Origin of the sequence: Rhodococcus sp. G-MC3 (genome assembly GCF_030063335.1) — a bacterium.
In the GTDB taxonomy this organism is placed as follows: Bacteria; Actinomycetota; Actinomycetes; order Mycobacteriales; family Mycobacteriaceae; genus Rhodococcoides.
In genome coordinates this window covers 16,288-41,348 of the sequence record NZ_JASISW010000017.1, presented here as the reverse complement: position 1 = coordinate 41,348, position 25,061 = coordinate 16,288, and the positions used below count along the sequence as shown (strand labels likewise).

Here is a 25,061-nt window from a genome sequence, read left to right as displayed (position 1 = left end):
GGACGCCCCCCCTGCTCCCCGCCACCGAGCTCCACACATGCCCTTTTCACTGCTAGGCCCGGCTCACGTCGAGCCACCCTCTAAACTCTCACCGTGGAGTCACACGGTCATGGACATGGACACAGCACCGGACCCGCACCGGTCGGTCCCGTCGCTGCACGCATAGTCGTAGGTCTACTCATCGCTATCGGGATCGCGGTAGTCGCAGGGGCAATCGTGCTGTGGCCCGCCAAGCAGAACGTCGACATTCCCCTTCCGTTTCAGACCTCCAGCGGCGGCGCCGTCAACTCCGAAGCGGGAACCGTCGTGTCCCAGGACATCGGTCCGTGCGGAAGCGCTTCTTCGGGCAAGGTGTTCACCGGAAACCCGACGCCACCGGTCAACGCGGGATACGACTGCCAGCGCAGCATCGTCACCATCGACTCCGGCCCCAATGCAGGTACCCGAACGCTCGTCGAAATCGCTCCGGGTCCAGGGCAACCGGATCTCCGTACCGGGGAAAGCATTCGGCTCGTCCGGGCGACGGATCCGTCCGGAACAACGCAGTATTCGTTCAACGACTTCGCGCGCGGCTTGCCATTGTCGATCATCGTCGGAGTGTTTGCCGTTGTGATTTGCGTCGTCGCGCGGTGGCGTGGCTTCCGAGCTCTCCTCGGACTCATCGTCGCGTTCGCGGTGCTCGTCGTATTCATGCTGCCTGCGCTTCTCGACGGCTCACCGGCCATCCCCGTCGCGCTGGTCGCCGGAGCGATCATCCTGTACGCCGTTCTGTACCTGGCACACGGCGTGAATCTACGGACGAGTGCTGCCCTGTTGGGGACGTTGACATCGATGGCGCTGGCAGCGGCATTGTCCTACGTTGCGATTCGAATGACCCACTTGACGGGACTGTCCGAGGAACAGAACACCGACGTGCAGGCGTACATCCAGCAGGTCAGCATCACCGGGCTTCTCCTGGCGGGGTTCATCATCGGCTCCCTCGGCGTCCTCAACGATGTCACCATCACGCAGGCATCGGCCGCGTTCGAAATTGCATCCGCCGACGGGACCGCCACCAGGCGGCACATTTTCTCGTCGGCGATGCGCGTCGGCCGCGACCATATCGCGAGCACCGTCTACACCCTCGTGCTCGCCTATGCGGGCGGAGCACTGCCGTTGCTGCTGCTGTTCAGCGTTGCCGGAAGATCCATTCAGGATGTCCTGACCGGTGACGCCGTTGCCATCGAGATCGTCCGCTCGTCTGTCGGCGGGATCGCGTTGTCGCTGTCGGTTCCGCTGACCACCGCGATCGCCGCAATGCTCGCGAGGCCCGGCGGAGTGTCACGTTCGCCGGCCGGCGGCAAGCTTGCCCCGGTCCCGGCACCGACACCCGCGCCGGCTCCTATAGCCGCTCCGAGAAAATCGGGGCGACATTCGCGGTAGCGCGGCTGCTTACCCGTGCGCGTTCAAGTACACCCTGACGTAATTAAACGCGCACGTGCAGGTGGGAAGCCGTGAGTGTTTATGTACAGCCTGATGTTCCTGAACACGCACGGGCGGCGCAGTCGCACTCAGGCGAAAGCCGCAGCTACCGACTCCGAAAGCAACGCACCCGCATGGGTACTCAGCCCGTCTCTCAGACCCGGATCGGACTCGCATGCGGCTTCCCAACCCTTGTCCGCGAGCGCGAGTACGTAGGGCAACGTCGCGTTGGTCAGCGCGTAGGTGGATGTGCGCGGGACTGCACCCGGCATGTTCGCCACGCAGTAGAAGACGGATTCGTGGACGCGGTAGGTGGGATCGGCATGCGTGGTCGGGACCGAATCCTCGAAGCAGCCGCCCTGATCGATGGCGATGTCGACGAGCACCGAGCCCGGTTTCATCCGCTGAACCAGGCTGTTGGAGATCAGCTTCGGCGCCCTGGCGCCCGGGACGAGTACTGCGCCGATCACCATGTCTGCAGCGAGAACGGCCTGTTCGAGCTCGAACGCGTTGGAGACGAGGGTCTTGACGCCGCCCCGGTATTGATCGTCGATCGCTCGCAGCGCTCGCACATTCAGATCCAACACCGTGACGTCGGCATGCATCCCGTGAGCAATCGCGACGGCATTGCGGCCCGAGACACCGGCGCCGATGACTACGACGTTGGCGGGTTTCACCCCTGGCACTCCGCCCATCAGAACTCCGCGGCCGCCTCCGCTGGCCATCATGTGGTACGCCCCGGCCTGCGGCGCGAGCCGACCTGCGACCTCGCTCATCGGGGCGAGAAGTGGCAGTGAACCGTCGGATGCCGTGACGGTCTCGTACGCGATCGACGTTGTTCCCGATTCCAGTAGCGCATCGGTGCATGCCTTCGATGCCGCGAGATGCAGGTACGTGAACAGCACCTGCCCCTCTCTCAGCCGTGAGTACTCCTCGGCAATGGGCTCCTTGACCTTGAGCAGCAGATCAGCCGCTTCCCACACCTCGTCGGCGCTCGTGAAGATCAGTGCACCTGCCGCCTTGTAATCGGTATCGGAGAACGATGAGCCGGCACCGGCGTCGGTCTCGATGATCACCTCGTGTCCGCGGGTGACCAGCTCATGCACGCCTGCCGGAGTGATGGCCACCCGATATTCGTGGTTTTTGATCTCGCGTGGGATTCCGATCTTCATGGCCGCCTCCAAAAGCGTTCGGTCGATTGGCCCAACTATGAATTATCTGGAGAAATACCTACAACCGATGTGAACATAATTCTGTAGATTGGCGCTATGAGTCCGGAAAGTTCATCCAAGAGTGGTACATCGCCGCGGGTTCCGAAGGATCTTCGGCCGCGCCTCGACGAGATCGACCACATCCTGATCGATGAACTCAGGCGTGACGCTCGAATCCCCAACAACGTTCTCGCTGCCGCGGCGGGGATCGCACCCTCCACCGCGCTCGGGCGCGTGCGGTCGCTCATCGAACGCGGAGTGATCCGCGGATTCCACGCCGAGATCGACCCCGAGACGCTCGGGCAGGGTATTCAGGCGATGATCTCGGTGCGCCTACAAGCCGACGCCCGACGCCGTATCAGTGAATTCGGCAAACAGATCGCCGCGCTGCACGAGGTGTTGAACATCTACTTCATCGCCGGTGCCGACGACTTCCTGATCCAGATCGCCACAGCGGACACCAATGCGCTAAGAAACTTCGTAGTCGACAACCTCAGCGCGCATCCCGCTGTCGCGGCTACCGAAACGATCCTGATCTTCGAACACGTGAGGCCGCGTAACAGCGCCACTCGTATGTGAATGGAAATACGTCCCCTGGGACGTATTTCCACGCACGTGCGACGAAGTCGCCCTACGGAGCAGGCGGGAACAGCGGCGGAATCGTTGGCAAGGTGAAACCAGGGAACCCGGGGATGGTTTGCGGTGGTGCAGGCGCAGGTGGCGGCACCGGCGCGGGCGCGACCTCGGTGACCGTCGGGGCAGGGGGAGCTTCCTGAGTCGGCGAGCTCTCCGGCTCATCTTCCACTGCAGTGGGTTCGGGTGCAACGGGCTCCTCGGTCGGGGCGACCGGAGCAGGCGGAACCACAGGTACAACCGGGACGGCCGACGGGCTGGGTGCAGGCGCCGCCGCAGGGGTGGTTGGAGCAGCACTCGTCGCAGGAGCTTGGGTGACGGCCGTGTCCACTACGGCTGGTTCCGCGCTCGGCCGCGTCAGAAGAAAGCCCGAGACGGCAAGGACAGCCGCTGCGGCTACTCCGACGATCGACCACGATCGAACCTGACGGCGCTTGCGCACCGACTCGTCCTCGCCGTCGTCGTCCTCGTAATCGGCGTCGAGCCAGTAGACGTTCTTCAAAGCGAAATGCCTGTCTTTGTCCGCGGGCCTTGCGTCTTCAGTGGTTTCCGGGGCCGGACGCTCAGGCGGCTCGACCAGCGGAGGTTCCGCTCGACGAGGTTGGTCCAGCACCGCGTTCGGCTCCGACACAGCAGATCCCGTCGACGGCGCGATCGGCCGATCTGCAGCAGAGCGCGCCGGAACAGGACGTGCAGCAGCGGCAGAGAAATTTGTGGGCAGCGAAGCGAGCGGCGGCAGCGCCACAGGCAGGTCGGTGCGCGAGATTGCAATGGTCGGCGTCGCGTCGGTCGGCCGGGGCGTCGCTGTGGCAACACTCGAAGCAGCTGTAACACCCGAGACAGCTGTTACACCCGAAACAGCTGCGGCAGATACCGGTTTCCCTGCGGGAGCGCGCGTTCGGTCACCGACCTGTCGGCCTTCGACCGGGCGCGCCGACAGTGCGGCCCCACGGGCAGCCACTGATTCCGGCTCGTTGGGCGTCACCGCATGCAGATCGAGCGAGGGGCCGACCCGGTTGTGAACCAGCGGAATTCGCGATCCGCCGCCGATCAGGACGACTGCGTCGATCGGCACGTTCGCGGAGATCAGCACCTCGCGCGCAAATTCGATGGAACGATCGACCTCGTCGGTGATCAGCGTTTCGTAGCTGTCGCGAGAGAGCAAGATCATTCCACTGTCGTCGGGCAGGCACACGGCGTCGTTTCCGGACAACCGCTCCTTCGCCACTCGGCAACGACGGGTGAAGAGCTTGATGTCCGGCGCATCGCTTGCCTTACCGAGGCGGATGAGCTGATTGTCGCGGAGAATCGCGTCGAACTGATCGCCGCTGAACTCGGTACTACGACGAGTCGTGATCACTCGTCGATTCGCCAGGTCGACGACACTGATGTTGAGGCCGGAACTTCCGAGGTCGTACAGCGCGACGGTGGAATATCCGGCCGCCTCGCCACTGGCGATCAGATACTCGACGACCGCCTCCACCTCATGCACGAGGTGGTAGTTCTGCAAATGCTGGTGTTCCAGGGCGCGGTGCAAAGTGTCCGCTTGATGCTCGTCTCGATACGCGACGCCCGTTGCCATCAATGGCTCCGACTCGGCAGCAAGCGCACTGATCGACTCGGCGGCGAGGTACTCGACGTCGTCATCGACGGTGTCGATGACCTGATTCCTGAAAAAGAGCTGCTGGGGAGCTTCGAGGAGCCGTGATGCCGACCTGACGGGAGCCGTGGCCGCACCGTTGCGAGGCAGGGCCATACGCACGGCGTGGGCGCCCATGGACACCCCCAGCAACACGGTCATCGTCCCGGCCTCACTTCGTCAGCACACTTGTCACTTCTCGTCCGGCTCGCAACGCTACCGGGTGCGAGGGCATCTCGTGTCGCGGCCCTGGGCCGCCGGGCTGTCAATTGCCGACCCCGATCCCGGTTCCATCGTCCAAACCGCCAAGCGTGTCCGCCTGAGGCGCGGAACCCGAATCCTCGGTATCGACCAAAGCACCCTCGGTGGAGGTGCCTGCGGCAGATGCCGGATCGCCTTGCGTCCGGTTCAACCCCGGGCCTTGCATGGGTGGTTCCTCGCCGTCGGAGCCGGCCGGCGGCTCCGTATCAGGATTTAGGGCACCGGGATCAAGGGCACCGGGATTCACAGATGCAGGAGCAGCAGGCGCGGGTACAGCAGGCCCCGTCAGCGCCGGTACACCCTCCGCGATGGACGGCGTCCCGGTCACAGCGCCAGCCGGGTCGACGCCGATACCGGGCGGCGGTGGAGTGTCCCCGCGCACGAAGATCACAGCCCACACGAGCAGTACGACGGCAGCGACGCCGGCAAATCCTGCTGCATCGCGGAGAGACCACCGGATGCGGCGTCGAGATGGCGATGACGCGACATCCGGTGACGGTGACGAAGAAACAGCGGGCAAGGCAGGCGCCTGCGACACGACGGGGACGCTCGCCGCGTGAGGATAGGACGGCCCAGCAGACTCCTCGGCGACGACGCGGATGGGCGTGGTCGGCGACTCCAGATCGTCGATCGCAGCGAGAGCGAGTACCTCGCTCTCGCGGGCCTCGTCGATCTCGACTTGATGCACCAGCGGTGTGGCTTCGAGTGCTGCGCCTTCGAGAATTACCGATCCAGGTGACTCGGGAACGATGAGCGGAACGGTCCATTCCTGCTCGGTGAGCTTCTTGACCAGAGGAATGTGCGCGCCCCCGCCGATGAGCAGCACGGCATCGGGATCGGTGGGTGCGGCCCAGGCCAGCGTCTGCAGAACAGTCGCGGTGATGGCTACTTCGAACTCACCGCGAGTGAGAAGCATCGGGCCGTCACCGGGCGCCCGCACCCCCGCCGACGACGTCACGAGTTCTTTCAGTTCTCGGAAGAATGCTCGGTACTCTGCCTCGGCCTCTGGCCCCTGCGCGGGAGGAAGAATGCCCTTGCCGATGACAATCCGCTCGACGATGTCGTCGAGCGCTTCACCGGACAGCGCAGACCGTCGGGCGGATCGCAGAACTTCGCCGGCCGCGACATCGAGCGTGAAAGCGGATGTCCCATGTCTGCCGAGATCGAGCACGAGCAGCGCACGTGCACCTGCAAGTTGGTTTATCGATCGGGCGTAGGCCAGCAGCGCGGCGCCTTCGTCGACCATCCTGATGGTGGAGTTGTCACCGGCGCTCAATGAAGCGAGCAAGGACTCGACGACGTCGGAATCGCGACCGGTGAGGACGACGTCGTCGAACGGTCCACAGTCGAGAAGTTTGCCGTTCAGGAGCCATCGAGCCCCCTCGGCATCAATCGAGTCCTCGACACGCTGCCCGTCCCGAAAATACGAGATTCGAACGGCCTCCGACTCCACGGCCACGCCGCAGACTCCACCCATCGGCAAAAAATTCCTTCATCTGTACGAGCCCCGACGTACTGCCCACTGTACTTCGGCGCGGGGAGCACGAACCAATCCGTGCACTTGGCCTCGACCTTCGAGAAAAGAATTGCGTCGTTCGCCACAGGCTTTCGTGGTGTAATCGCAGGTGGACACGGCGACGGGAAAATATTGCGTCAGCAAACTACGTCAACGCGCCAACGCCAAAAAACAATCTAAGATATTGTTTGGGTGGGTCTGGGGAGACTGCTGGGTCGAATCCGTCATGTGTCTTCGGCCCACGGTCATTCGCGAGGCCGTCCGGTCTCGGGTTTCACGAGATTCGCTGGAGGTTCGCATGGAGACACTCAACTCTGAAGATGTCAGCCGCGTTCGAGATGTTCTGAACAAATTCGGCAAGCTTCCGGTGTCGGCGGTCGACCTGGACGCAGCGGCAGATCTGTACGACAGCGGCCTCACGTCGCATGCAAGCGTCAACGTGATGATCGCGCTGGAGGACGAGTTCGACGTCGAGTTCCCTGACACGATGCTCCAGAAGTCCACGTTCGGCAGCATCGACGCCATCGCCGCCGCCATCTCACAGCTGACGAACTGACCGCGGTGACCACCGTCTACGACACCATGGCCATGTCGGACGTTCTCGCCGTTCTGCGCGAGCACGCGGACTCCGTCGACCGCGATGGACGCTTTCCGTCCGAGTCGGTCGACGCGATGCGGAAGGCTGGTCTGCTCGCGGCCGGAATTCCGACGGAGTTCGGCGGCAGCGGCCGGTCACTCACCGAGCTTGCGCACACCGCGCGCGCTCTCGGTGCCGAGTGCGCGTCGTCGGCGATGATCTTCGTGATGCATCAGTCTCAGGTTCTGAGCATCGTTCGTCACGGCAAGTCCGATGCGATGACGGCCCTGCTCGAGCGTCTTGCAGCCGAGCAGCCGTTGGTCGCGTCCGCCACCACCGAGATCAACATCGGCGGAGACGTTCGGACGAGTAGTTGCGCGGTGAAGTACGACGGCGAGCACATCACGTTGTCGAAGACTGCGCCGGTCATCTCTTACGGTGAATATGCGCAGTTCGTCCTGGCAACGGCCAGGCGTTCGGAAGACAGCCCTCCGAGCGATCAGGTCCTCGTCGTCTGCGAGAAGCCCAACGTCGAGCTTCGGCGCACCGGCGACTGGGACACATTGGGATTCCGTGGCACCTGCAGTCCCGGATTCCAGCTGGAGGCTACCGCGACGACGTCGAACATTCTCGGCGACAATTACGGTGACATCTCCTCGCAGACAATGCTTCCCGCCGCTCACGTACTGTGGGGTGCAGCATGGCTCGGCATTGCCGACGCGGCAATCACCAAGGCCCGCAAGTCTGTTCGCAAGGCCGCCAGCCGTACGCCCGGCGTCACACCGCCGAGTGCGCTTCGCCTCGCGGAGCTCTACGTCGTGCACGAGCAACTCGTGGACACGGTCTTCGGTGCGGCCGCCAAGTACGAGGCGATTGCCGACTCGCCCGCCGAACTCGGTGCCATCGGATTCGCCGTGAAGATCAACAATGTCAAGGTGACGGCGTCGACGTTGGTCATCGACATCGTCGGCAAGGCATTGCAGATCTGCGGCATCTCCGGGTACCGCCAGGACGGCGATCTGAGTATCGGCCGCCATCTTCGGGATGCGCACGGCTCGGCCATCATGGTCAGCAACGAACGAATTCTAGGTCACAACTCCCAGCTGGCACTCGTCTACAAGGGGAAATGAATGACGTTGTCCGCACACACCGAGATCAGCGAACTCGACTCGGCACGCACGCTGTTCCGCGATGAACTCATAGGCGCCGGCCTCCTCGTTCCCAGCTCCGTCGAAGGTCTCTACGGCCGATCCGGTGAGTTCGAGGACATCATCGACATCATCGACGAGCACGTGAAGGCTGCGGGCGAGGCCGAACACGGCCGCAAAGCACCGCGATTCCGTTTCCCTCCGGTTTTTCCGCGAGAAGCGTTCGAGCGCACCGACTATATTGCATCGTTCCCCAACTTGACGGGCGCGATCAACACGTTCGACGGCGACAACAAGGCGCACGCGGCGCTGCTGGCGGAACGCTCGGATGGCAAGGACTGGGACCACTTCCTCGAGTCCGCGGGAACCATGCTCGTATCGGCGGCATGCCACCCCGCGTACTCGATGCTGACCGGGACCCTCCCCGAGGGTGGAAAACTACTCGACATCTACGGGTACTGCTTCCGACACGAACCCGCAGTGGATCCTGCTCGCATGCAAGCATTTCGGATGCACGAGTACGTCCGCATCGGAACCCCCGACGACGCCGTCGCCCATCGTGAACGGTGGGTCGAGCGCGGACTTCAGGTGCTCGCAGACCTCGGTCTCGAAGCCGAAGCCGTCATCGCGAACGATCCGTTCTTCGGTCGCGCCGGACGCATGCTGGCCGCCAACCAGCGCAACGAAAACCTCAAGACCGAACTTGTGGTCAAGCTGTACGGAGATCTCGACGACGGCACGGCAGTCGTCTCGTGCAACTGCCACCGCGACCATTTCGGTCACACCTTTGCCATCGACACCGCCGATGGCCGGCCGGCCCACAGCGCATGCGTCGGGTTCGGCATGGAGCGAATCGCGTTGGCAATGTTGCGTACACACGGACTCGACCGCCGAAAGTGGCCATCCGCGATCGCAGTGTAGAACCATTCGCCCCCTCTCGCCGAGAACCACAAGACAGGATGCACACACGTGAACAGTCAAAGAACCGCACTGCGGAACACCGACATGATCACCGCAGACTCCTCGGCGATCGAGATCGAATCGACCGCGAACCGACCCTCGATCAATCAGGGGGGCAAATATTCGACGTGGTTCGGCCCCGAGGACGCACGCTTGTTCGGGACGGTCCACGTGCCGGTAGGTGGACGGGCACGCGGAAGCGTGGTGCTGTGCCCGCCGCTCGGCAAGGAACAGGTCGATTCGTATCGCGGCCTGACCCTGCTCGCCCAGAAGCTCTGCGCCCGTGGATTGCTCGTTCTCCGATTCGACTATCTCGGTGCAGGCGACTCGTTCGGAGCTCAGGACGAGGCCAACATCGTCGGGCACTGGATCGGCAGCATCGTGACGGCCGTCGACTTCGTACGTAGTTGCGGCCCGAGCGATGTCGCCCTCGTGGGCCTGCGCGCCGGGGCGCTTCTGGCATCGACAGCAGCGTCGCAGTGCGGACCACTCACCGCGGCGGTGCTGTGGGATCCAGTGGTACGCGGTCGCTCGTACCTGCACGAACAGCGTGCACTGTATTCGGTGAGTGTCACCACGGACTCCGACGCCGATCCTCGCGTCTCCATCATCGGCGCCGTGCTGCATGAGGGGGTCGCCGCGGAGTTCGCTGCGCTCGACATCTCCAAGCACGCCGCACTCGCCTGCCCGGTTCTCGTCGCAACCCGCCAGGAGCGCGGCGACTCCAAACCTGTTCGTAGCCTTGTCCGTAACCAGAATGCCGAAGAACACACCCTGTCCGATCACGACCTCTTCCTCGAACCGAGTGATTTCGAGGTCGTGCTGCCGAGCGTGGATATCGCCCACCTCGCGTCGTGGATCGACGACAGGTTCGATCACGCGCGGTCTGCGGTGACCCTGCAGGTCGTCACCGAGGCCGAGGTCGGCGACGGCAACCTCTCCGTCACCGAGACGATGGAATCGATCGGGCCCGACGGCCTGTTCGGTATACGCTCGAGCTCGCCGACGTGCGTCCCGGGCGGACCGACCCTCGTGCTGTATCCGACGGCCAACGAACATCGTGTCGGCCCAGTGCGGATGTGGGTGGAGATTTCCAGAGAACTCGCAGCACAGGGTGTATCGGTGCTCCGATTCGACCGTCGCGGCACCGGCGAGAGCGGCGTCGTCCTCGACGGTGAGATCACCAAGCTTTACAGCGACGAGGGCAATGTGGACGCACTCAACGCCGTTCGATTCGCCGGGTCGAGCCCGCGGAACGTCATGGTGTCTGGAATGTGCTCGGGATCGTGGTATTCGAGTTTCGCTGCGCGTGAGCTCGGTGTCTCCTCGGCCGTATTGCTCAACACACTCGACTGGACCACCCGGCGGCTCGAGTTCGTCAAGCGGTCGTCGATGCACAACGAGAAGAACGGCGCCATCAGCACTGCACTGGATCGACTGCACAACTTCGGTGTCACCGTGAAGAACGCTCTGCAGACGTCACTTCCGTACCCGGTGTGGTTGTGGCTCGGAACTCGTGGGCTGATCCAGGTTCCCGAAATTTCTCTCTCCAAGTTGGAGGCGAAGAGTGTCCGCACCACGGTCCTGCTCTCGCCGACCGATACGGCGTGGTTCGTGGCCAACCGCGGCCCGGAAGGCATGGATCGTCTCCGCAAAACCCGTGCAGCCGCGAAGCGCGGCGCGACCGACCGTCGGCCCACCGAGGTCAAGTCCTTCGTGAGCGGCGATCACTCCCTCTACGGCCGAGACCTCCGCGAGACGGTTCGCACCGAACTTCTCCAGGCGGTCTCCGACGCGTTCGGCGTGAAAATCGATGCACACGCTCCGCCAGTGCCAGTGGACTGGACGTCCTTGTGAAGCACCGCGCGCCGAAAATAGCGCCTCCGCGGCACAAGAGCCTGGAACGGCTCGAGTGGTACCCACTCGAACCGGTTCGTTGGGACATGGGTCTCATGTCGCACACGATGCCGATCCAGCAGGTCCAGGCGGAGCGGCCGTCGACGCCGGTCGGCCCTTCAGCACCGGAACGTGCTTCCGCGGCCGTCGACGCGCCGGATCGGAAATCCTCCGATCGCAACCTCGCTTTGAACTCGCTTGCCCTGATGCTGTCGACGGTGGTGACCGGTGCGCTCGGACTGCTGTTCTGGGCTGCAGCAGGCAGGCTCTATCCGGTCGCCGAAGTGGGCAGCGCCTCTGCCGTCATCACCTCCGCCGTGATGCTCTCGACGCTGTCGAACCTGAGTCTCGGGTCGATGTTCGAGCGCTTCCTACCGGTGTCGGGGTGGCTTGCCCGATCGTTCGTCGTCCGTGGGTACATGATGGTCACCGCCTTCGCGTTCGTGCTCGGATGCGGATTCCTTCTCGTGGCTCCCACCGACAAGATGTTCACCAGCACCGCGGAGATCGTGACGTTCCCGGCTTTCGTGGCGGTCCTGGCGGTATTCGCCTTGCAGGATCAAACCTCGTCCGGGCTCGGTGTTGCACGCTGGGCCGCCGGCAAGAACGTCTTTCACGCCGTGGTCAAGTTCATGCTGCTCATCGCGTTGTTCGCGACGGAGCGCAGCACGTCGATCATCGCAGCGTGGGCTGTTCCCGCGGTCATCGCATCGATCGTCGTTCTGCGAGCGGTCCTGCGTAACCTTCGGACCGAGCCGCGCTACCAGTTGCCGCCCGATCTGCCACCGAAACGTGAGCTGTGGTCGTATTTCGGCTCGGCGTACGGCATCACCGCCCTCGGATCGCTGGCACCACTTCTGGTTCCGATGATCGTCGTGGCAACACTCGGCGCCGAGGACAACGCGTACTTCTCGCTCACCTGGTCGATCGTGAGCGCTCTCTACATTCTGATCAGTGTTCTGGTGGGCCCGTTCGTCGCCGAGGTCGCCGCCAATCCCGAACAGTTCACCCGCTTGACCAAACGTTTCATGACGATGGTCTGCATCGTGGCGCTCGGTGGATCGTTCTTTCTCGCGTTCCTCGCACCGTTCGGGCTCGGCATCGTGGGCGAGCAGTACCGGGAAAATGGCACCATCATCGTGCACCTCGCCGCCATCACCATCCCGTTGTCGGTCGTCGGTTCGCTGTACGACGGACTCGCCCGGGTCCAGCGGCGGATGAAACTCGCCGTGGCGGTTCAGGTCGCCGCGACGTCGATCATCATCATCGGATCGGTGACGCTCTCGTCTTCTCTGGGTATCGCTGCCGTGGGCTGGGCGTACCTTGCGGCCGAGGCCTTCGGTGCGATCGTGCTGATCGTGCCGCTGATTCGGTGGATCAAGGAGCTGTCCGCACGCGGGCACACGCCACCCGACGACGATGACGACGACCGCTTTCCTCCCGACCCGCCTGCGCCGACTCCGCCGCTCCTGGGACGACCAGTGACGACGCTGACTGCCGAAGGCGCGTATCCCCGCGAATACAGCACTGCCGGGTCGCACAACATCCGCATCGACCCCAAGCGAGGCCAGACGCCCTACAGTCCGAGTCCCTACGGCCAGGGGCGTCCCTACCGCACACCTGCACCGGGAAGAGGCACTCCGTGAGCCCCACAACCGTCACCTACAAGGCAAGCGCCATGGACATGTCGAGGTCCGACACCCGAATAATCTGCGGTCTCGGTCCCGCGAACTTCGGCGGCATCGAACGTGTCCGTGCTCGTCTTTTCGCGTTGGCGTCCGCGGGACCGTCTGCGCGGGTCGGCCTTCAGGTGACCCCGACCTCGCCGAAGTGGAAGTACCGGCCGGACCTCGTGTGCGACAACGTGATCGAGGTGGATCCGATCACTGCCGTACAGGTAAAGGAACTGCTCGTCGAACTGTCGCGGACCGCGTCTGCGGAAGTGCCGTTGCGGGCACGCCTGGCCGGTGACTACTTGCTTCTCGATCTGTCACACGGATTCAGTGACGCTGTACTTCCAGTCGAGCTGTACGCCTACCTCGGCAATCCCGACCCGAACCCGCCGCTGCCCTCGTGGGCGACCGCACGCGCGGTGCGGAACCCGCTACCGCGTGCGTTGGCCGACTGGATGATTCACAACCCGCGCAACATTGTCGATGTCGTCCATGGGCGGCTGCGCACAGTCCCGCCCGAGCTCGTCTCACCTGCGCTCGCGCCCATGGAGGACTCGCGTGTCCCGTGGTCGCCCTCCCCGGCCTTGGCCGTCGCGTCATCGAGCGTCGGCGCTCCAAGCGCTCTGACTGCCTGGCGTGCCGAGAACCTCCCCGAGGTGTCGATCACGTCCATGCTGAGTGCAGCAGTCGCGAAAGCGTTGTCCACCAGCGGTATTCCCACAGCATATTCGGCCAATTTTCTGTTCGATTGCCGACGCTATCTCCGTGCCGAGGGCGTCGTACTGGGGAATTTTGCGGTCGGGATCGACTTCCGCGGTATCGACCCAACGTCACCGACCGCTCTTCACAGTTCGCTCGCGCACGCCATCGACAAGGGTCGCCCACTCGCCGTTGGTGGGCTGAGCGCCTTGCACTACCTCAAGACCAGGTCTGCGGTTCCTTCGATTCGAGCCACCACCGCTCCCGCCACCGCTGACGCGGAAATTACCTTCTCCGACATCGGGCGCGTCAGGCAGGTCGAGAACATCGCGTGGACGGAGCAGCCCGACAAGTGCGTCTTCTACCCCTTGAGTGAGCCCTCGATACCGCAGTCGATCGTCGTCACGTCGATGAGGGTTCGCGATGTCTTCCACTTGACGGCAACGTTCCACGACAATTTCTTCGATCGCGACGCAGTGCAGTCCGCGATCGACCTGGCAATGTTCGATCCGATTGCGCTGCTCGCCCCTCAGGAGTTATCACGATGAGTACTCATCTACACCAGGCTCGTGCGGCACTGAAGGGGAATCCGACCACCGGCCCAGATGCGTCACTATGGGCGAAAATCGGCTATTGGGCCGGAATCTCGGTGCTCCAGCTCCTGCTCGTCGAGTTCGTGGTGTCAGCGACCTGGCGTGGTCTCTACAGCTACCGGAACAACTTCGTCAGCGAACTCGGGATCTCGTTCTGCGGGCCGGCCGGAAACTGGCCGTGCAGCAAGCTCTATGTACTGATGAACGCCTCGATCGCCCTGTTCGGCGTCGCATTGATCGTCGCCGTGCTGGCGTGGTTGGTGACGGGTGTCCTCGACGTTCGCGGCGGTGCTCTTCTCGCTGTCGCCGGTGGAGGTGCGTTCGTGGCGGGCATCGTCAATCAGGGGGTCGATTACCAGATTCACTCGCTCGGGGCCACCGTGATGTTCGTCGTCGGTTCATTGGGGATGATCGTCGCGGGCGGCCATCCCACTCTTCGCGTTCCGGTCAGAATCGTCGTGACGTCGCTCGGCTCCCTCGCTCTGGCGGCGTCGCTTCTGTACATCGGCGGGCACAACATCGGCATCGGCATCGGGGTCGTCGAACGAACCGTTGTCTACTCGCTCCTGAGTGCAACCGTCGTATTGGCCGTCGCGAACCGGTCGACTGCGCGAAAGATGGCTTCACTCCTCGAGACGTCCTCCCCTGACGACGGGCCTCGATGACACACCGAGATCACGGCACCGTCGAGGTCGCCAGGCTTCCTTCACCGGGTCGGTTTCAACCACCGAAACGCAAGCTGTGGCCGCGTGTACTGAGCACTGTTGTCGTCGCCGCGACCTTCTCCGCCTCGGGAGTCGTCGCGTATCACGAGTTTTGGGACGAATCGTCGCCAGCGGGGGCGAACACCGCAGACTCCTCCGAGACAGCAGGCGACTTCACTGTCTACGACCAGTTCGACGGGGCCAAGGATTCGGCGCTGGATCCCGACAAGTGGAGTTTCGACACGGGTCAGACCGGGTGGGGCAACAACGAGAAGCAGAACTACACGGACGAACGCTCCAACGCGAACCAGGATGGGTCGGGAAACCTGTCCGTCTCGGCGCTGAGCACCGCGGACGGTTACACCTCGGCGAGGGTGACCACCAAGGACAAGTTCGAGTTCACCTACGGCCGTCTCGAGGCACGCATCAAGATGCCTGCGGGCCAGGGACTGCATCCAGCGTTCTGGTTGCTCGGGTCCGACATCGACTCTGTCGGCTGGCCACTCTCGGGTGAGATCGACGTCATCGAGACGCTGAACGCCGCCGACAATTATCACACCGGTATTCACGCTCCACAGCCCGACAGTCCGACCAGCCAAAAGGTACAGACTGCGGGGTCACCGGCGGCGCTACTGTCCGACGATTACCACACTTACTGGGTGGAGCGTTCGCCCGGCAAAGTCGTCACCGGCATGGACGAGACCGTGTTGCAGACTGTCACACCCGCCGATCTGACCGATGGTTCCGAATACTGGGTGTTCGACAAGCCCTTCTACCTCCTGTTCAACGTCGCTGTCGCGGGTGACTGGCCTGGACCGACCACTGCGGCAACGAAGTTCCCCGCAACCATGTCCGTCGACTGGGTTCGCTACCGGGCCAGCTGACACTCCCTCGCAAGACCATGCTGTACCGAAAGGATCTACCCGTGTTGAAGCCCGCACTCCCCAGACTGCAATCGCCCGAGTGGGACGGTGCGGTCTGGATCGGCGACGTCGACATCGAGGTGGAGATGCCTGCGACGCTTGCACTCGCCGACGCTGAGGGATACTCACGCGCGCGGCTGCTGGTCAGGCAGGGAATGAATCCTCTCGGCTTCGTCGAGTTGCCCATCGAGGATCTCGCGGTATCGTCCGACGATCTCATCGAAGCGGTCCGCACACTCGACGTCACCGATGCGGGGGTACTGCCGGAGGGGTCGGGCGCGAGGCCGCCGATCTCGGTTGTCGTGTGCACGAAGGACAGGATCGATCATCTGCGCGGCGCGTTGGCCTCGGTGCTGTCGGTGGACTATCCCGATTTCGAGGTCGTCGTCGTCGACAATGCCTCGACCACCAGCGCGACGGTGGACTACGTCAAGGCGCTCACCGATCCGCGGGTCCGCGTGGTCTCGGAGCCGACGGCAGGGCTGTCGCGGGCTCGCAACACCGGTCTTCGCGCTGCCCGACACTCGATCGTCGCGTTCACCGACGACGACGTCGCCGTGGATACGCGGTGGTTGGACGCAATCGCCCGAGGCTTCGGCCGAGACCCGCGAGTGGCCTGCGTGTCGGGAATCGTTCCGAGCGGAGAGATTCGCACCCACGCACAGGCATACTTCGATCGCCGGGTCGGTTGGGCCAGCTCGGTGACGCCCCGTATCTACGATCTCGCGAACCCCCCGGCGGACGTGCCGCTCTTCCCGTTCCAGGTCGGTATGTACGGAACGGGTGCGAACTTTGCTGTCCGCCGCGATCGTATGTTCGACCTCGGCGGTTTCGACGAAGCCCTCGGGGTCGGTTCGCCCACCAACGGCGGCGAGGATCTCGACATGTTCTTCCGGGTGTTGATGGCCGGCGACAAACTCGTCTACGAACCGGCCTCCATCGTCTGGCATCGTCACCGCGCCGATTCGGAGGCACTTGCGGTCCAAGCTCGCGGGTACGGACTCGGACTCGGCGCATGGCTGGCGACGGTGGCCACCAACAGGCAGTCGGCGACGCTGGCCGTCCGCGTCGCCGTGCGCCGCGCAGGCAGTGCTGTCCGGCTCTCTGCCAAGATGAGCAAGGTGGCATCGCCGCCCGACGATCTGGCTGCAGATCTTCCCGACGGCATCGGCCGGATGGAATTGCTGTCCATTGCGAAGGGTCCGGGCGCGCTGCGCCGCAGTCGACGCGAAGGACGTGTGCGCATGCCGTTGTTGGAGGTGAGCCGTGAGCCTGTACTCGACTGATCACAGACTGGACAACACTGGCGAGCAGACCAACTCGCGCCCGGACGTTCGCTTCGCCGATCTGGCCGTCGTCTCCGGTGTTCTCGGAATGCTTGCGATGCTTCCCCTTCCGTCGGCGATGCGTGCAGTTCTGCTGGGAGTTCTGGTCTTCGCGGGACCGGGTTCGGCGATCCAGACGTGGATCTACGTACCGCCACGGGCGCGGCTGGCGGCCGTCCCGATCCTGAGTATCTCCACGATCGTTCTGGTCACGACGGCGGCGATGTGGGGATATCAGTGGTCCCCACGCTGGATCACCGCGATCGTCGTCGCGATTCAGATCGGATCGTCGGTTCTGTGGTATCGCAGGCACCACGAGTGGCCCGACCGCCATGCGTGGCAGTCGTGGGCGGGCCGCGCGTTCTCTCGTAACACCCTGCTGGCACGTGCCGATACCGCCAGGGCGACGCTGTGGGATCGAGAATTCCTGCGCCGCAACGTCGCGGGCCTCATGATCGCTCTGGCCGTCGTGCTGTGGCTGCCGTCGCTACCGGGACTGCAGGAGGCGGGCTATTCACAGTTCGGCCTGCTGTCCGCGGGTACAGGTCCGGTTCTGGTGATCTGTATGGCGCTTGTCGTCAGTGCGTTCCTGATCGCGATTCGGCGACATCAATTTCGCATCGCGGTGGCATCCATCGCCGCGGCAATTTTGATCCAGCGGCTCACGGTCACCTTCATCACCGACGCTCCGGTGTACGAGTGGACGTACAAGCACGTCGCCATCTCCGAGTACATCCTGTCCTTCGGATCGCTGCCGCCCAACGGAATCGACATCTACTCGCAGTGGCCGAGTTTCTTCGTCGTCACAGCATGGTTCAGCGACGTCAGCAACTTCGGCATCCTGCCCATGGCCCATATCTTCGCGCCGATGGTGCACGTGCTCATCGCCCTGTTCGTCTACAGCCTCGCGCGCGTGTTGAAGCAGCGCCCTCGGGTCGCGGTGACCGCGGCGATGCTCGCCGAACTGGTCAATTGGGTCGGCCAGGACTACTTCGCGCCACAGGCAGTCGGCTTCGTACTCGCCATCGGATTCATGGTGCTGCTCATGGCCTCGACGCAATTGCGAGTCACCGGTTTCCTTGCGCTACTTCCGTTCGCCGCTCTTGTTCCGACGCATCAGCTCACGCCGTACTGGCTGTTCGGCGTCTCCGGCGTATTGCTCGTCACCCGCCGTGCCAAGCCATGGTGGCTGATGCTTCCGCTGGCGATAATCTTGCTGGGCTATCTGTATCCGCGGCTGAGCATCGTCGCGCCGTACGGTTTGCTGTCCGGTTTCGATCCCGTGGAAAATGCCGCCAGCAACGTGCAAACTCCAGGAATTCTCGGTAAACAGGTGACGTCGTTGATCTGTCGAGCGTTGTCGGCGGGTGTGTTCGGGCTGGCGATGATCTCGATCGTCTACGCCTGGCGGACCAAGAAGACGTTCTGGGCACCGATGGTCATGGCCTTCGGTTCCATTGCCTTGCTCGCGGGTCAGAGTTACGGCGGCGAAGCCATTTTCCGTGTGTACCTGTACGCGATCCCTGGGTGCGTACTACTGATTGCACCGATGTTGCTGGCTCTGCTCGACGCTCAGCCGGCGAAGGCCAGAGGAGCGGTCAGGAAGGTCGGCACTCGTGTTGCGATCGCCTGTGCCGGCCTGGGGACTGTCGGGGCGGCGACGTTCGGCCTGCAAGGCTATTTCGGTTTGTGGCCGTTGATCATCGAGAACCAGGTGCAGATCGACAGCACCCAGGCGTTGTCGGAAGCCAACCCTCCCGGCACCACTTTCACGATGCTCTATCCCGCGGGATACCCGATCAGGTCGACGGCGAAGTACGTGGCGCAGGCCGAAGCCAACGAGATGTACGACGCCCCACTGAACTTTTACGGACCCGAGTACATGCTGGAATTTCCCACGTCGACTCAACTCGACGCGTTGGAGTGGGATGCGTCTCAGCGCACCACGCCGACATTCGTGATTTTGACCCGCCAATCGATCGAGGCAATGAAGTACTACGGGTTCATGCAGGACGGTGCCGCGGACACGTTCGAGCGGTGGCTCAGGTCGAATCCTGCCTGGTCGGTGCACTCGCAGGACAGGGACACCATTGTGTTCGAACGTCCAGCCGATTAAACATCCGACGAGTATGACGTTACTAACACAAACATTCGCTTAGTTTGTTTATCTGTGACTTGACAATCTCACGGCTTCTTTTAAGGTTATGAGTCAGTCGAAGAACAAAGATTTTCGCCCTCGAAGCCGGGAGCGGAACCTTGAAGTCTGTGGATCCGCCGGGGGTCGCGTCACAGATGTTCGGAGATCAGTCGGTCAATGCACACTTACCCGTCACTGCACTCAACCCGTTTGGAATGGATATGTTGAAATCCCATAACCCGCGCATCAGCATCGTCATCCCAACACTCAACGAGGCTGCGAATCTGCGCCACGTGCTCCCGTTGCTGTCCCACGACTACGAGCTCGTTCTCGTCGACGGCGGCTCGGTCGACGGCACCATCGATGCAGCCCGCGAGATCCGCGGAGACATCCGCATCATCAAACAGACCCGCAAGGGCAAGGGCAACGCACTTGCGTGCGGCTTCGAAGCTGCCACCGGCGACATCATCGTGATGTTCGACGCCGACGGCTCCGCCGACGCAGACGAGATCCCTCGCTTCGTCGACGCGCTCCTCGCAGGCGCAGACTTCGCCAAGGGCAGCCGCTTCACCGAAGGTGGCGGCAGCCACGACATCACGCCGCTTCGCCGCGCAGGCAACGGCGGACTGCACCTGGTGGCCAACACACTGTTCGGCACCAAGTTCTCCGATCTCTGCTACGGCTACAACGCGTTCTGGCGCGACTTGGTGCCCGTGCTCGATCTGCCTCCGGTGGACCAGGAAGGCCTTGAAGCAGACATGCTCTGGGGCGATGGTTTCGAGATCGAGACCATCATCAACTGCCGCTTCGCCGAGGCAAACGTGCGCATCCAGGAAGTGCCGAGCGTCGAACTGGCCCGGATCTACGGCCAGAGCAACCTCCGTACGTTCTCCGACGGTTTCCGCGTACTGCGCACCCTCTTCACCGAGCGCGTCCGTGCCCGCAAGCTGGCGAAGAACTCGATTGCTCGCCCAGACCGCCGCACCAACGAAGCGCGTACCGACATGGACCTGGAGTTCGAGACGTTCGGAATCTTGAGCGAGATTCCACTGCATGAGAAATCAGCGTGAGCGAGCAGTCCTCGTCGGTAGTCATCTGCGCGTACACCCTCGATCGGTGGGACGATCTCAGCACAGCCGTCGACGCCGTGCTTCGTCAGTCCACTCCCGCAACCGAGTTGCTGGTCGTCATCGACCACAACGATGCGTTGCTGGAGCGAGCACAAGCCGACTTCGTGCCACGGAGCACCACTGTGGTGGTCACCGAGAATATGCACCCTCGTGGGCTTTCGGGTGCTCGTAATACATCACTCGACCGTGCGGTCGGCGACATCGTCGTGTTTCTCGACGACGATGCGGCGCCGCGTTCGGACGAGTGGCTCTCCTCGATTCTGGCGCACTACTCCGACCCGGCCGTTTACGCGGTCGGCGGATCGGCATACCCGGTCTGGCCGGATAGACGTCCCTCCTTCCTGCCCACTGCTGTGGCCGGGGAGCCGGGGGAACTGGATTGGATCGTGGGCTGTACATACAGGGGGCAGCCCACGACCACTTCAGCGGTTCGTAACTTGATGGGCGCCAACATGTCGTTCCGCCGTGAGCCGATCGTCGCGCTCGGCGGGTTCGTGTCCGGCATCGGCCGGATCGGACGAGTTCCGTTGGGCTGCGAAGAGACCGAGCTGTGCATCCGCCTCCGGCAGAATCACCCGGAAGCGGAAATCGTCTTCGATCCGTCGATCGTCGTCGATCACACTGTCAGCTCGGACCGGACGCGTCCGCGTTACCTGCTCTCACGCAGCTACGCGGAGGGCGTATCCAAGGCTGCCATCGCCCGCCTCATCGGTTCGGAGGACGCACTGTCATCCGAAAGGTCGTACACCGCCAAGATCCTGCCGCGGGCAGTCGGACGTGAAACCAGCGCTGCGGCACGGGGAAACCCCACTCGCGCGTGGGGAGCCGTTGCAGTGGTGGCAAGCGTCGGCGCAGCCGGTTTCGGTTACGCTCGGGGCCGGTTGAGCCGCATCTCCAGCTAGCAGCGCGCCGTGATCAGCTAGTTGAAGTGCGCTCGTTTGATCGAGTTCAGCGCTCGCACGTGCCCCGACGGCTTCGGCTTGTCTCCGGTCAGTGTCAGTGTCCGGCTCGCTCCCGGCGCAAGGTGGAACCACGAGTCGCTGATGTCCAGGCCGTCGACATCGACGCACACGTATTGCGCAGCCCACTGGGTCGTTACCGTCAGCGTCCACTCCCCCGGACCTACCTTCTCGGCATGCGCAGTCAGTCCGACGTCGTTCTGCCGTACCGGTCGCTCACCGATGAGGTGGGTGGCGTCGGCGACGACGGCCCCGTGTTCGTCGACCAGTTCGGCGACGGCGGCCACATAGGTCTGCGCCCCGAAGCGGTACGCGTGGTTGATGTCGGCAAAGGCACCGACGACTCGGTCCAACGACACCGATTGTGCGCTGTGCGGTTCCAGTTCGACCTGCGTCTCGTGCATGTCGCCGACGGGACCGAACGGGCCGTACAGGGCAACTCGGAGTGCGCAGCGAACCGAGTGTGCGGTGTCGTCGATCAACTCGATGCTCAGCCCGTCGAGACCGTCGTCGACGAAGAACACCGAGACCGGCCTGCTCATGCGGGCCAAGCTGTACCACGGTGCCTTCGGCGAACCGTTCGAATCGCGCAGACCCCATCCTGCACCGGGAACCAGGTCCCGCAGCGTCAGCACGAGCGCGCCGCCACATTCGGAATCATGTCTGCGCCAATGCTCGAACGACCTGGTGACTGCTTCGCACACCGCGGCTCGCCCGTAGTCGAGGTAGAGCTCGGCGTCGTCTCGTCGCACCAGATTCGGGTCGACCCCGAAGATGTCGCGGACATAGTGATCGCGGACGTCTTCGAAGTCCCATGACGATCCGCGATCTCGCGGTACCGCGGCCTTCCACTCGGGGTGATGCCCGGCGACGTTGGCCGATCCGAACATCTTCTCCACTGCTCTACGTTCCGGCGGCACTGCGAACGCCAGACATTCGGCCGCGAAACGAACACGTGCCGTGCGCACGTCGGACAGGGGGCGCAGGTAACCGCCGACGCCGAAGTAGTGCGCAATGCCATCGCCCACGTGGGTGTGTAGCTCGCCGGACACCGAGGACGGGCTGGAGGTGACATAGGGAACTCCGGGGAGTTCGCTGGCGAGTAGATCAGGAATAGTCTTCTGCAACAACGGAATATGTTGCTCGCTCGCGGGCACTCCCAACATCGTGGCCTGCTGCTGAGTCTCACTGCCGCCGCTGACAACCACCAGAGCCGGGTTGTCGCCGACCGTCAGCGTGAGAGCGCCGAGCTCCTGCTCCACCGAGCCGACGAACTCGGGGTCCTCCGGCGGATCAGTGGTCGCGAACATGACGTCCTGCCACACCATGATTCCCAATTCTGCACAGAGCGACCAGAATTCGGGCTGCTCGTAGACGAGCGTTCCGACGACTCGTACCATGTTGAGACCGGCTGACCGTACCTGCTCGAGTTCCGTCCGCATCCGATCCGCGGATACCCACAGTCGCGTCGGATCGGGCGGAACCCAGCATCCACCCCGCGCGAAGACACGAATGTCGTTGATTTTCAACGTCACCGAAGCATCGTTGCGTTCCAGTACTGCGCTTCGAAATCCTGCTCTCCCAGCGTGTAGCGTGCGCCCATCGACGTCGAGCGACCACGGGTAGAGCACCGGCTCGCCGTGAGTGTGCGGCCACCACAGTGCGACGTCCGCGATCGTCACCTCCTCGTCGAGCAGGCACCCCACCGGCAGCGCAAAGGTCGACTCGCCTACTCGGAGCACCACCGACGTTGGCTCGGTATCGAACTCGGCCCGGATCCGCATCACTCCGTCGTTTCCGTTCAACGATGTGTTTGCCTGGACGTCGCGTACGCGCGACTGGTCCCTCAGGGTCACCGGTCGCCACAACCCGACCGGCGCGTGCAGCGGGCCGTACACCGGGGCGCGGCCGAGCATCGTGGTGCGCTCGTGACGTAACCCCTGCTGAGCGACGAGCGAGGAACGCCAACGCCCCCGGGGCCGTCGCTTCTTCAGATGGGCATCCATGGAACCGATACGTACTGCGATATCGACAATGCTGCCATCGCACGTGAAGTGGATGGTCTCGGGGACGAACATCGAACGCGTGCAGGCGATTTCGATGTCATCGACCCAGATGGTCGAATATGTTGCGATTCCGTCGAAGGTCAGCGACAGGGCCGTGTCCTCGCGGACCGAAGCGGTCGTCACGAACCACCAGTCCACGGCATCCTGGTCGGGGCGATCCAACACCGAAGCAACCGTGCCCGGCACCTGAGCGGTGATCCACGAGGCATCCGTCGGCAGATCACGTGGATGCGCGCAGGACCCGGCACTGGTGGACGTCAGCTGCCACCGGGCATCGACCAGATAATCCACACTGCCAGTGATGGAGGAACTCACTGTCCCGGCACTATTTTCTTCCACCGAAACTTCTCACAGTGCATTGGACACGATATCCATCGCTGCCGACCAATTTGCCGCCATGTCTGCGAGTGGTTCGTCGAGCGCGACGGCCCGGCCACGCGCCGCGCGTGCCATCCGGAACTGAACGGCCTTTGCCCCCTGAGCCACCTGTAGGAAGTGTGGTCCCGCTGCAGCGATCTCGGGCACGCCCCGGCCAGCCAAGTAACCGACGAGGTCGGCGGCCAGTTCGGCGGTCGCACCGCACTGACGCAGGAGGCCGAAAGACCAGAGGTGGAAGGCGTCAGGGCCTCCCGTCTGCACCAGCGGAATGTCGGCGATGATCTTCCGTGCGAGAGCCTCGACGGGGTTGGCTGACGGCCGTCGTGCGAGATGCGCACGCGCTACGGCCAGATCTCGATCTTCCACACCGCCGGCAATCAAGTTTCGTCCGAGTCGGATCTGCTCGACGTACGGCAGCAGCACCTCGGCATGCGCGGCAGGCGCGAGGTTGAACACTCCGTCGAAATCGGCGCCGGACAATTCGAAGTAGCCGCGATTGTGGAAATAACCGAGAACCTTCTCGGTCTCGTCGACGGAGTTGGGGACGATCGTGGTCTTGGTGTGCTGATTGCGGTAACTGGTGCCCGCGGTGTCGGGAAGCCAGAAACCGTCGACCTCGACAGTGACCAGAACGCCGTCGGCAAACCCTTCCCGCACGTGCTCGAGCACCGGCCGCCAGACGTTCATCTCGCCGACATCGATCCCGTAGAGAGTGCGGAGGTCCTCTGATTGCATCTTGACGAAGTCCCACTGCCTGCCGTCGCAGTCCGCGCTCAGCACGAACGCCAGTGCTGGTGTCGGGTCCGCGCCGAGCGAGTGCAGAAGCTCGATCCAGAGATCCACGTAACAGTTCGTTTCGGTCCAGACTCGATCGTGAGCATGGATGGAATGGGTTCGATACGTCGATGGATGCAGCTCGAGAACACGCCACTCAGCGGCTTTCGCGCTGGTCGCGGCTGCTGCGATGGTCGCGCTGTGCGACATGACCGTGCCTCCCGCTTCGATCACAAGCTCACGGTCTCCATGCCGAATTGCCCGTATTGCCTAGATTTACCACCATGATTCTAACCAATCGGTATGTTTACCGCCCAATTTTGGGCGGTACGATCGCTTAGAGGTAGATCGGCTAACGATCCGCTCGGCCCGTCAGCAAGGTTAGTACTGGACGACGG

Annotated in this window: 19 protein-coding genes; 14 read left to right on the top strand and 5 right to left on the bottom strand. The window is 63.3% G+C overall.

The window, feature by feature from the left end; translation table 11 throughout:
- Positions 1–93: 93 nt before the first annotated feature.
- Positions 94–1,422 (top strand): YibE/F family protein, encoded by a 1,329-nt coding sequence (locus tag QMK17_RS18295; protein ID WP_283510721.1) that lies wholly within the window; start codon positions 94–96, stop codon positions 1,420–1,422.
- A gap of 128 nt (positions 1,423–1,550) precedes the next feature.
- Here QMK17_RS18295 and ald read toward each other — a convergent pair whose 3' ends face one another.
- Entirely contained in the window at positions 1,551–2,633 is a 1,083-nt protein-coding gene (ald, locus tag QMK17_RS18290) for an alanine dehydrogenase (protein ID WP_283510720.1), read from the bottom strand.
- 96 nt (positions 2,634–2,729) lie between these two features.
- Here ald and QMK17_RS18285 point away from each other — a divergent pair, with 96 nt between their 5' ends.
- Entirely contained in the window at positions 2,730–3,251 is a 522-nt protein-coding gene (locus tag QMK17_RS18285) for an Lrp/AsnC family transcriptional regulator (RefSeq protein WP_283510719.1), read from the top strand.
- Positions 3,252–3,303: 52 nt separating this feature from the next.
- Here QMK17_RS18285 and QMK17_RS18280 read toward each other — a convergent pair whose 3' ends face one another.
- Both QMK17_RS18280 and QMK17_RS18275 read right to left on the bottom strand, forming a co-directional pair.
- Positions 3,304–5,106 (bottom strand): Hsp70 family protein, encoded by a 1,803-nt coding sequence (locus tag QMK17_RS18280; protein WP_283510718.1) that lies wholly within the window; start codon positions 5,104–5,106, stop codon positions 3,304–3,306.
- A gap of 103 nt (positions 5,107–5,209) precedes the next feature.
- A complete protein-coding gene (locus QMK17_RS18275; protein WP_283510717.1) occupies positions 5,210–6,682 on the bottom strand; it encodes a hypothetical protein in 1,473 nt (490 codons plus the stop codon).
- A 337-nt stretch (positions 6,683–7,019) separates the two neighbouring features.
- Between QMK17_RS18275 and QMK17_RS18270 the strand changes: the two genes are divergently transcribed.
- The 12 genes from QMK17_RS18270 to QMK17_RS18215 all read left to right on the top strand — a co-directional run bounded on the left by QMK17_RS18270 (position 7,020) and on the right by QMK17_RS18215 (position 21,388).
- A complete protein-coding gene (locus tag QMK17_RS18270; RefSeq protein ID WP_283510716.1) occupies positions 7,020–7,277 on the top strand; it encodes an acyl carrier protein in 258 nt (85 codons plus the stop codon).
- Between the two features lie 5 nt (positions 7,278–7,282).
- The gene (locus tag QMK17_RS18265; protein ID WP_283510715.1) at positions 7,283–8,428 is read left to right on the top strand and encodes an acyl-CoA dehydrogenase family protein; all 1,146 of its coding nucleotides are present in this window, start codon (positions 7,283–7,285) and stop codon (positions 8,426–8,428) included.
- Entirely contained in the window at positions 8,429–9,367 is a 939-nt protein-coding gene (locus tag QMK17_RS18260) for an amino acid--[acyl-carrier-protein] ligase (RefSeq protein WP_283510714.1), read from the top strand.
- A 48-nt stretch (positions 9,368–9,415) separates the two neighbouring features.
- On the top strand, positions 9,416–11,263 hold the full coding sequence (locus tag QMK17_RS18255) for a hypothetical protein (protein WP_283510713.1): 1,848 nt from the start codon (positions 9,416–9,418) through the stop codon (positions 11,261–11,263).
- A gap of 95 nt (positions 11,264–11,358) precedes the next feature.
- Positions 11,359–12,948, top strand: a complete 1,590-nt coding sequence (locus QMK17_RS18250; protein ID WP_283510712.1) for a lipopolysaccharide biosynthesis protein — start codon at positions 11,359–11,361, stop codon at positions 12,946–12,948.
- Positions 12,945–14,222, top strand: a complete 1,278-nt coding sequence (locus tag QMK17_RS18245; protein WP_283510711.1) for a hypothetical protein — start codon at positions 12,945–12,947, stop codon at positions 14,220–14,222. The genes QMK17_RS18250 and QMK17_RS18245 overlap by 4 nt, the downstream gene beginning before the upstream one ends.
- Entirely contained in the window at positions 14,219–14,932 is a 714-nt protein-coding gene (locus QMK17_RS18240) for a DUF998 domain-containing protein (RefSeq protein WP_283510710.1), read from the top strand. The genes QMK17_RS18245 and QMK17_RS18240 overlap by 4 nt, the downstream gene beginning before the upstream one ends.
- Entirely contained in the window at positions 14,929–15,855 is a 927-nt protein-coding gene (locus QMK17_RS18235; RefSeq protein ID WP_283510709.1) for a glycoside hydrolase family 16 protein, read from the top strand. Before QMK17_RS18240 ends, QMK17_RS18235 begins: the two co-directional genes overlap by 4 nt.
- A gap of 41 nt (positions 15,856–15,896) precedes the next feature.
- Positions 15,897–17,180, top strand: coding sequence for a glycosyltransferase family 2 protein (locus QMK17_RS18230; protein WP_442972792.1), 1,284 nt, complete (start codon positions 15,897–15,899; stop codon positions 17,178–17,180).
- Positions 17,161–19,335, top strand: coding sequence for a hypothetical protein (locus tag QMK17_RS18225; RefSeq protein ID WP_283510707.1), 2,175 nt, complete (start codon positions 17,161–17,163; stop codon positions 19,333–19,335). The genes QMK17_RS18230 and QMK17_RS18225 overlap by 20 nt, the downstream gene beginning before the upstream one ends.
- A gap of 242 nt (positions 19,336–19,577) precedes the next feature.
- Positions 19,578–20,426: a glycosyltransferase family 2 protein gene (locus tag QMK17_RS18220; RefSeq protein ID WP_283510706.1), complete on the top strand. Its 849-nt coding sequence runs from the start codon at positions 19,578–19,580 to the stop codon at positions 20,424–20,426.
- Positions 20,423–21,388 (top strand): glycosyltransferase family 2 protein, encoded by a 966-nt coding sequence (locus QMK17_RS18215; RefSeq protein WP_283510705.1) that lies wholly within the window; start codon positions 20,423–20,425, stop codon positions 21,386–21,388. Before QMK17_RS18220 ends, QMK17_RS18215 begins: the two co-directional genes overlap by 4 nt.
- Before the next feature lie 17 nt (positions 21,389–21,405).
- On the opposite strand, the gene QMK17_RS18210 is transcribed toward QMK17_RS18215, so the two are convergent.
- Positions 21,406–23,826, bottom strand: a complete 2,421-nt coding sequence (locus QMK17_RS18210; protein WP_283510704.1) for a glycosyl hydrolase 2 galactose-binding domain-containing protein — start codon at positions 23,824–23,826, stop codon at positions 21,406–21,408.
- A gap of 33 nt (positions 23,827–23,859) precedes the next feature.
- Entirely contained in the window at positions 23,860–24,873 is a 1,014-nt protein-coding gene (locus QMK17_RS18205) for a DUF1839 family protein (RefSeq protein ID WP_283510703.1), read from the bottom strand.
- Positions 24,874–25,061 lie beyond the last annotated feature (188 nt).

Coding starts and splice junctions, on each gene's coding strand:
- ald (WP_283510720.1), bottom strand. CDS start 2,633: ATGAAGATCGGAATCCCACGCGAGATCAAAAACCACGAATATCGGGTG.
- QMK17_RS18285 (WP_283510719.1), top strand. CDS start 2,730: ATGAGTCCGGAAAGTTCATCCAAGAGTGGTACATCGCCGCGGGTTCCG.
- QMK17_RS18280 (WP_283510718.1), bottom strand. CDS start 5,106: ATGACCGTGTTGCTGGGGGTGTCCATGGGCGCCCACGCCGTGCGTATG.
- QMK17_RS18275 (WP_283510717.1), bottom strand. CDS start 6,682: ATGGGTGGAGTCTGCGGCGTGGCCGTGGAGTCGGAGGCCGTTCGAATC.
- QMK17_RS18270 (WP_283510716.1), top strand. CDS start 7,020: ATGGAGACACTCAACTCTGAAGATGTCAGCCGCGTTCGAGATGTTCTG.
- QMK17_RS18260 (WP_283510714.1), top strand. CDS start 8,429: ATGACGTTGTCCGCACACACCGAGATCAGCGAACTCGACTCGGCACGC.
- QMK17_RS18250 (WP_283510712.1), top strand. CDS start 11,359: ATGTCGCACACGATGCCGATCCAGCAGGTCCAGGCGGAGCGGCCGTCG.
- QMK17_RS18240 (WP_283510710.1), top strand. CDS start 14,219: ATGAGTACTCATCTACACCAGGCTCGTGCGGCACTGAAGGGGAATCCG.
- QMK17_RS18235 (WP_283510709.1), top strand. CDS start 14,929: ATGACACACCGAGATCACGGCACCGTCGAGGTCGCCAGGCTTCCTTCA.
- QMK17_RS18220 (WP_283510706.1), top strand. CDS start 19,578: ATGTTGAAATCCCATAACCCGCGCATCAGCATCGTCATCCCAACACTC.
- QMK17_RS18205 (WP_283510703.1), bottom strand. CDS start 24,873: ATGTCGCACAGCGCGACCATCGCAGCAGCCGCGACCAGCGCGAAAGCC.